The following is an 8,582-nucleotide window of genomic DNA, read 5'->3' on the forward strand; positions in this document are numbered from 1 at the left end:
GGGCCCTGTACCTATTGCGGTTTTTGCGAACGGTTCGGCTGCGGGAATTACTCAAAGGCAAGCCCGCAGACGACAATCCTGTCCGTTTTGATGCGCAAATCGAACTTCGTGCCTCTGGACAATAGCGAGGTCACCCGCATTAACGTCGACAAGTCAGGCCAACAGACGACTGGGGGTCACCTTCGTCGATCCGTCAGGGGCTGTCGGCGCCGCCGAGGTTCAACGAGTAAGAACGGAGCTGATGAAGAGAAGCGACTGAAGATACCGCAAGAGCCTTCCAGACGCGCGACGAAATAACTTTCTCACGCATTGGCATGAAGCCTGCGAAAGCAGCCATCCGAGGAAGGTGCGTTTGAGCATCTCGGTGTCGACCCGGTCGATCTTGGCGCGCCGATGCTCGCATGACACGGCGACGTTTGACGGATGGATCACGTAGGCCTGATGTGGCGTGTGTTAACCACCGGGCGAGCCAAAGCCCGTCATGACCGGCCTCAACGGCAACGGCTACACGCGTGATCTTGCAGCCGACGATTCCTGCCTCTGGATGCCATCTGCGAAGTAACGCTGGCAAGGCATTCTTATCGACAGCCAGCTTCTTAAGCGGCTGACGGTTCACACTAGGTACGATGCCGGCGACGAGCCAACTCCACAGGCTCATCTCCACGACTGCGAACAACGTCGAGTTCGCTCGAAAGGAACCAGAAATCGGCTCAGATCATCGACTGGCAATGGGAGCGCTCCTTCGGAAACACGGCCGGTTCAGGGTCGGCATCCGCAACCCTTCACAAAACCGGAAGCACGTGCTTGCCCGAAGGCAGGCGTTCGTCGCTGCGATGGCTAGGTCACATGGCCCAATCACCATGGGCAAGCCTGCGAGACCCCTAGAACTTCATGGCGGCTCTCAGGCTGAACTCCTGGCTGAGGAAGTCATTGCCGATCTGGGCCTTGTACTCACCCCGAAGCTCGTACGTGTCCTTCGCCATAAACTGCACACCCGCACCGAGGTCGAGCAGCCTGTCCGGAAGTTCCGAACTGGATGTGAAGGTGATACCGGGGCCGCCCCCCTCCGAGAAGGAAACGTTCTGCCGCAAGCCCTTGCCACGGTTGAAGGTAACCCCCACACTCGCATAGGGCCGCAGCCAGCTCGCGTCGCCGAGATCGAGCCGGGCACCAATCTCGACTCCTGGCTTAAAGGCGGAGGTCCACGACCGCAGGTCGCTCGCGCGCAGCACCGCTCCGTCGCCGGACAATGTGTAGCCTGGCATGTGCGTGTGCACGAGGTCGAGATCGGCGTAGGGCCGCAGATACCAGTTCGGGAATGCGAACTCGTAGGCACCACGCAGGCGCATGCCCGCCGTCCAGACGTCGGACTTGTTGAGTGCCTGCCATTCCGTGTCGCCGACATCAAAAGTGCTGGTGGAATCATAGCTGCCGTAACCGAGGCTGAGCGCGCCGGCGAACAGCCATGGCCCCATCTGGCGCTTGAGCGCGACGGCGATGTCGCCGCTGTCGCCTTCGATCCGGCTGAGCGCATCCCGCGTGGTGAGCCGGCTCGTGTTGTAGCTGGCTGTTGCGCCTAGGAACCAGCCGGGGCTGAACTCCCCTTGTCCACCCATGCGGTAGCTCATCGCCGTTTGCGTGAAGCCGTCGGTGATGCGGTTCTCGAACAGCGAGGTGCGCGAGCCGATGACGTTGGCCCAGACACACTGGCCCTCCCGCATCAGGGTGCCCCCATCCACAAAGGCCGGGCAGCTCATCGCATAGCCATGAGCCTTCGTGTTGGAAAGGGTCTGGATTGCCGCCGGCTGCCCGAGCCCCTCCGACAGCGTCATACTGTCGATCGCCCGGCGATATTCTTCCGGAGTGGCGATGTTGGCCATATCGGCGAAGGTTCCGGCCATGCCCCGGTTGCCCCCATCCCAGGCCGCCTGCAGGCTGGCCAGGACGGACAGTTCCGTCTTCGTCAGATCGCCCACCGCCTTTGCGACGAAGGAGGCGGAGGACGGCGCAATTGTGATTGCGTTCTGGCCGGTCGAAACCGTCCACGAGATCGGGCTGGCGGTGCTGGCTCCGGACACTGCGTTCCGCAGCACGACCGTCGACGTGGCATCGACGACGCGGAAGCTGTTCGATGCCAGCAACCCCTCTACGGCATGGGGCCTGACTGACACACCTTCGACAACCAGTTCGGACACCTTCAGCACGTCATTCGCCTGCGTCCCCGCTGCGGCAACGCCGTTGACATCGACCAGAAGCGTGCCGCCGAGCTTGGTCTTTCCGTTCGTTACGGACGCGGTCGCGATCGTGCCGACGCCGCCAATGTCGAAAGTGCCGTAGTTGGTGAACGTACTCGTCTTCGTTGCGCCGGGAGCGGAGAGATTGATCACGCCGGTGCCGGCGCTGCGATAAGTCCCTCCGTGCAGGTTATCGAAGGTATTGACCTCGTCGGCGCGGCTGCCACGCACGCTGAGGTTCACGTCGCCGATCAGCGTGCCATGGTTCATGACGTTGTCGGAACCGAACGAGGTGAGGATTGCTGTTCCGGACAGGGCGCTGACGGTTGAACCGGAGTAGATGGTGATCGCGTTCAGCTTGCCCCCATCGACGGCGATTGCCGCGCCGTCACCGGAGCCGCCGGACAGCGTGCCGCTGAAGTCGATTGCGATATTTCCGCCCAACCTGGTCGGATCGAGGATGCCGCTGACGTCCTGAAATCCGCTCTGGGCGAAGATGCCGAACGAGTTGGTGCCTGAAGTCTTGATGTCCGCGCCCAGCAGGCTCATCGTAATTCGGTCGCCAGTGCCCGTGGAGTTCCCGCGGGCCGCGCGCATCGCGTTGAATTCCTGCCGGCTCTGTCTGATGAGGTCGTCCTCGGTCTTCGAGATACCGGCCTTGGTCAGAGCTGCAGTCATCTCACTATAGAGGGCGCTGGCCATCCGCTGGGCTTCCGGCGGATCCTCGTACGTCTCCGCCCAGTTCGTTGGGCGCGAGGTGTAAACTACCTCGTCGAAGAAGCGCCGCGCCGCTGGATCGTCCTTCATCAGCGTGCCGACGAAACCGCCGCCGCCTCCGAGCGACTGGGCATGGATGCCATGCGCAGCCTTCCCGCTGGTCTCGATCTTCACACCGGCCCCAGCCGTCTTGATCGTCACGGCTCCGCCATCGCCATGCGTCGCGCCACGGCCGGTAACGAGAGCCTGCGCCGTGCCCAGCAGAACGCCGCTGCCACCGTAGCCACCGCCGCCGCCGATCGACTGCGCAAGCACCGCTGACGCGTGGTCGCCGGTCGTCGCAATCCGGGCTCCCTTTTCGAACTGGAGTGTGACCGCGCTGCCGTCGCCGCGGTTACCATTCGCGCCGCCGAGGAGAACAGCGGTGTTGACCCGAGAGGCGCTGGCACCGTCTACGACCAGTCCGCCGCCGCCACCGATCGATTGTGCCAGCACACCGAAGGAATTTACGCCACTCGTCGCCACGGTGCCGCTGATGGACAGATCGACCTTGCCGCCCGATCCGTTGGATCTCTCGCCACCGAGGCGAACGCTATCGCTTCCGGCAGCGCCACCCTTGGAGGCCAGGGCCGTCGCGCGCTTCAGGTCGTCCTTGATGTCGATCCCGATGGCCTCGAACATCTCGATCGTCGCCGCCTCGCCGAGAGCCTTCTTGATCTCGATCAGACCAAGAAGGTCGTAGCTCGCATCGGTGATGATTCCGCCGCCCCCGCCAACGGACTGAGCCACGATGCCGTGGGCCTGATTTCCGACCGTCGCGATCGTGCCGGCATGTTTGACGGTGACCGCGTTGCCATTCCCGGAGACCCCGTCCGAACCGCCTATCGTGGAGACGCTGCTCAACACGAATTCGCCTGCCTGCAGATCCCTGCCAGTCGTCGCGAGGCCGCCGCCGCCGCCAATGGACTGGGCCAGGACGCCGAATGAACCGTTGCCGGCGGTCGTGATCTTGCCCGTCTGGTCGACCTGCGCCTTGACCGCACCGCCGTTGCCACCACCGCCACCGCTGCCGCCGACGGCTGTCTTCTCGCTCCAAAACTTTCCGGAGCCCGCCGCGGCCGAACCGCCATTGCCGCCGCCGCCGCCGATGGATTGCACCACGATAGCGGAAGCGGCGTTGCCGAACGTGGTGAGTGTGCCGCCGGAGCTCACACTGACGGGCGCTTCCACCGTACCGCCGCCGTTGCCGCTCGCGCCACCCGCACCGCCGACTGAGGAGTTCCAAGCCAGCGAGATCGGGACGGACGGTTTGAGCCGGCTGAAGATACCTTTGTTGCTCGCCGCTTTCTCGGCAGTCGTGCCGAACTGCTTTGCGAGGAAGCTGACGATCGCATCGCCAGTCTTTCCGGCAATGTTCGAGTCCTTGTACTGCGCCACGACATCCTTCAGCTGCGGAAGGGCCATCTTGGCGACATTGATGAGCTGGCTCTTCGTCTGCGAGGCCTCGTGTGTCGAATACCACTCGCTGCCGCTCGATGAGGCGGTTGCGCCGCCGCCAATACCGCCACCGCCGCCGACCGATAGAGCATGGATCGCGTAGGATCCCACTCCGGCGGTGGTGATCGAGGCCCCTTCCTGGTTCGTCACGGTGACGAGGCCACCGTGATTGCCTGAACCGCCCTTGCCGCCGACAGCATCGTTGAAGGTCACGTTACTGGCCGCCGTCAATGTGGCGTTGCCGCCGTTGCCGCCGCCGCCGCCGACGCTCATCGCCACGATGCCGGACGAGCTTTGGCCGTTAGTGACGATCGATCCGTTGTTGACGACCTCGACCGTGCCCCCGATCCCTCCACTGCCGCCGCTGCCGCCGACCGAGGAGTTGACCGAGAACTCCACCGAGCCCGATCGCATGCCGGCGAGCCAGGAGGTGAGGCCAGCCACGCTGAACGTGGGAAGGGGCAGGGAGGCTCCGCCGTTGCCGCCACCGCCGCCGACGCTCATCGCCATGATGCCGGCCGAGGCCAGCCCTGAGGTCGTCACAGCGGCAGAGTTCGCGACGGTGACTTTGCCACCGGTATTGCCTTTCCCGCCCTGGCCTCCGATGCCGTGGGTAGCCGTCAGGGTCGGGAATCGGGGATCAATGGCGACGGCCGTTGCCTTTGCCGTGGCCGAGCCGCCGTTGCCGCCGCCGCCGCCGATGCTCATCGCCACGAGCCCGGAGGCGAGCATGCCGCCGGTCGTGACATCGAGGGCGTTGTTGACCAGCACAGTGCCGCCCGTCGCGCCTTCGCCTCCGTTTCCGCCCACGGCCCGCGCATACGCCACATGAGCGCCGATACTGACGGCGGTCGCATCGCCACCACTGCCACCACCGCCGCCGACCGATTGCGCCACGATGCCGGCCGCGTAGGCCCCGGATGTCTGCACCCAGCCCTTGGCCGCCGATGCATCCAGCGCCTTGTTAGTGACCGTGACGCTACCGCCTCGTGCGCCGCTGCCGCCGTCTCCACCAAGGGCGACGGCTCCCATAAGGCCAAAGGCTTTAGCGTCGCCACCTGCTCCGCCGCCGCCGCCGATGCTCTGCGCGAGGATGCCCGTCGCATCTTCACCCGAGGTTGCGACCGTCCCCCAATTGTTGACGGTGACCGTTCCACCGATTCCGCCGGTCCCGCCGGTCCCGCCCGAACTGAAAAATGGCGAAAGTGCGCTGCCGCCGCTGCCGCCGCTGCCGCCAGCGGCGGTAGCGAGACCGCCCTGGAAGGCGCTCGCCGACTTTCCGCCGCCAACGCTCTGCGCAACGAGGCCGAGGGAGTTCTTTCCGCTCGTTTCGATCTTGCCTCCGGCGTCGATCTTGGCCGTGCCGCCGTTACCCGCGTTGCCGCCGGAACCGCCGGAGAAGATGCCGCCACCGCCGTGTCCGCCCATACCGCCGACCGATTGAACGACGATACCCGCCGAGTCGGTGCCGGTGGTCCTGATCGTGCCTGAAAGGGTCGCCTGCGCCGTTCCGCCGATGCCTCCACGCGCGCCGCCGGCGCCGCCGACGATGGCGGAATTCGTGCCGCCTGCACCGCCGACTGACTGGACGACAGCGCCTGCCGAAGAGGCACCGGAACTCGTGAGGAGCGCCCCGTCGAGGTTCAGCGTAGCTGTTCCACCATCGCCGCCGATGGAGGGTCGATAGAATAGTCCTTGGCTGTCGTGCGAGCCGCCGTTGCCGCCGATCGACTGGAGTACCAGCACGGGCGCGTTCCTCCCGGCGCTCGACAGGCTGACCGCACCTCCCAGCGTAGCGGTGACGTTGCCGCCCAGTCCTCCGCCGTTGTACTGTGAGGCGGAACCGCCGTCGCCACCTTTGCCACCTTTTGATTGAACCCAGGCGGCAGCAAAATTGTCCCCGATCGTCCCGATGGTCAGGAGTGGCGTCGAACTGGTCGTGCCCTTGTCGCCGAGCGTAAGGTCAACCCGGCCGCCCTGACCACCCCTGCCCGTCGTGGTCATGCCATAGCCACCGCTTCCGCCTTCCGAATAGAGTCGGATCGCGGCGGTCGGATAGGACGAGGAGCCGATGCCTTCCAGTTGGGTTGCGTAGCGCCCGTAAAGGCCGTCTTGAATGAAGGTGACGGTACCGCCGTCGCCGCCACTGCCTCCGGTCTGACGCAGCGGCGGGCCGCGCTCCTGGTCGACGCTTTTTCCGTCGCCTCCGGTTCCGCCGACCGAGCCGAGCAGGATCATGCTGGTGGAGGAACGCAGCCGTAGCCCCTGTGGAAAGGGGTTTCTGTATTCAAGCGCGGTGCCCGAGGCGCCGGCTGTCGGGTAATCCCAACTTGCCCACGGCCAGTACCAGGGCGGCGACGTGCCGTCTTTGCCATTTGCGCCCTGGCTAATGACGCTGATCGCGCCGTCCGCTGCCGATGCGTCTATCGTCGCCGCAGACATCGCCAGGACGCTCGTGCCGCCAAGCAACATGGTCGCGATTCCGCGCGCGGCTACCTGAGATGCCGAAATTCGTTTCACGATTGCCCCCAAACCGCGTCTCTTGCACGAGACGTCCCTGCTTCGCCCGAGCATGTCCCGCGACAGTCTTCGCTGTCTGAAAGCGTGGCGTGCCGGGCCCTGTTGTTCCTCACAGCGGCATGGCGCTGATTCGTAATCTCAGAATAACAGGTTTACTTCCCTAACGTCATGCGCCTCGCGAGCCTCAAGGCAGCGCGCGGGATCGTCACCCGCATGGGACGAAGCTCTAACTGTCCGTCCGACGAAACGGCCCGATCCTCGTCTCAAGGGAGCGGGCAAAGCACCGAATACGATAATGTCATAAGAGCGTAATGTCTGGCATGCGCTCAATGGATTGGCTTCTTGTGTTAAGATCGGCGGATCGACCTTCAGCGACCTGTCGCAGATCGGCCAGCCTGACCAGGATTCCCTTGTTGGCCAGTGGCGTAATGAGAAGGTCGTCACATCACCGATCCTCCGTCGCCTTGCTGCTTTCCGCAGGTTCGCTCGGTTCGTACAGCAACGAGTAACCGATTGCCGGGGTATCCTGAGCGCGACACTTCCCAGTGCCGATCAGAGGGGTCAAACGGTGGTCTTCAGCCAGAACGTCATTGATCGAGCCGGGTAGGGGGCTGGACCGAACTCCGGGATTTCGCCCGCCCTCACAACAGGCGAACGCGTGGGCCTACTGGATCGGCCAACCAAGTGCCTGCGAAGGGCCAGCGTACGGTCCTCGCCGCACGCGACCTGGTCGCCTCCGATGCCTGCCTGAAGGTGAGAGACCGCTACCCGAAAGATCCTTTGTTTGTCCCGGCGAGCGGGTTAAACCAAGGCTCATTCAGCCGGCACTCGAAAAGGCCCGCCATGCCATCGGTGCTGAGCGGGGCTTGACCATCCGGTCTGTCCGGCATGGGGTGGCCTTTCGCATGAAGCGCGATGGGGGGCTCGTGTCTATGCCATTGCGCGCCAACTCGGGATCTCAGTTCAGGCGGCCGGGCGCGCCTTCCTTGAGCAATCTTTAGAACGTGATGCGCGCAGGCTGGTCGACGCCTGTGGTACCCGGCATATCTCCGTCAACTGTCCGCTTGGATTGCACGGAATGAGGATCGGAAGATCGATCTTTCATGGGCAAAACCTCTGGAAAAGAAGAGCTTGAATCTTATGCCAATCGGGCAGGGGGTGAGTCCAGCGGCGTTACTCCTTCGTCTCGGCCCCTCGCACCCAGGGGCGGAACGCCAATACAGCCCATAATGCCCGTGCCTGGATTATTCCGTCTGAGGATGCGAAGGGCCATTGAACACGTCCGACCCATTCTCACACCCGCAAACGCCATGGCCATCATCGTCTGGAAGGAGGAGCCGAACTATCCACGCTCGGCGAGTTACAGCGCGATATATGCCCTTCGCTACTCATTGGACTTGCTTCCCGCGGAGATGTCTCAGTTGAAACGCGACGACTATCAGCCTGGGCCGAAGGCACAACGGACGGTTAGATCGAAAGGCGACATCCGTTCGCTCCTTGCTACAGCGAGCGCGGGGCGAGATCACTTTTCATATAATGTTGCAACCACTTTGAAATGTCTCAGGTTTTTGCAATTTAGAAATGTCACAGGGTGCTACGGCGCCTCTGCCGGGG

General features: G+C 63.8%; 1 protein-coding gene. It reads right to left on the reverse strand.

From position 1 onward, the window contains the following. Positions 1-881 precede the first annotated feature (881 nt). The gene (locus I2H38_RS04360; protein ID WP_196270550.1) at positions 882-6,968 is read right to left on the reverse strand and encodes an autotransporter outer membrane beta-barrel domain-containing protein; all 6,087 of its coding nucleotides are present in this window, start codon (positions 6,966-6,968) and stop codon (positions 882-884) included. Between the last annotated feature and the right edge of the window lie 1,614 nt (positions 6,969-8,582).

The sequence above is a fragment of the Microvirga alba genome (assembly GCF_015694465.1).
In the GTDB taxonomy this organism is placed as follows: Bacteria; Pseudomonadota; Alphaproteobacteria; order Rhizobiales; family Beijerinckiaceae; genus Microvirga; species Microvirga alba.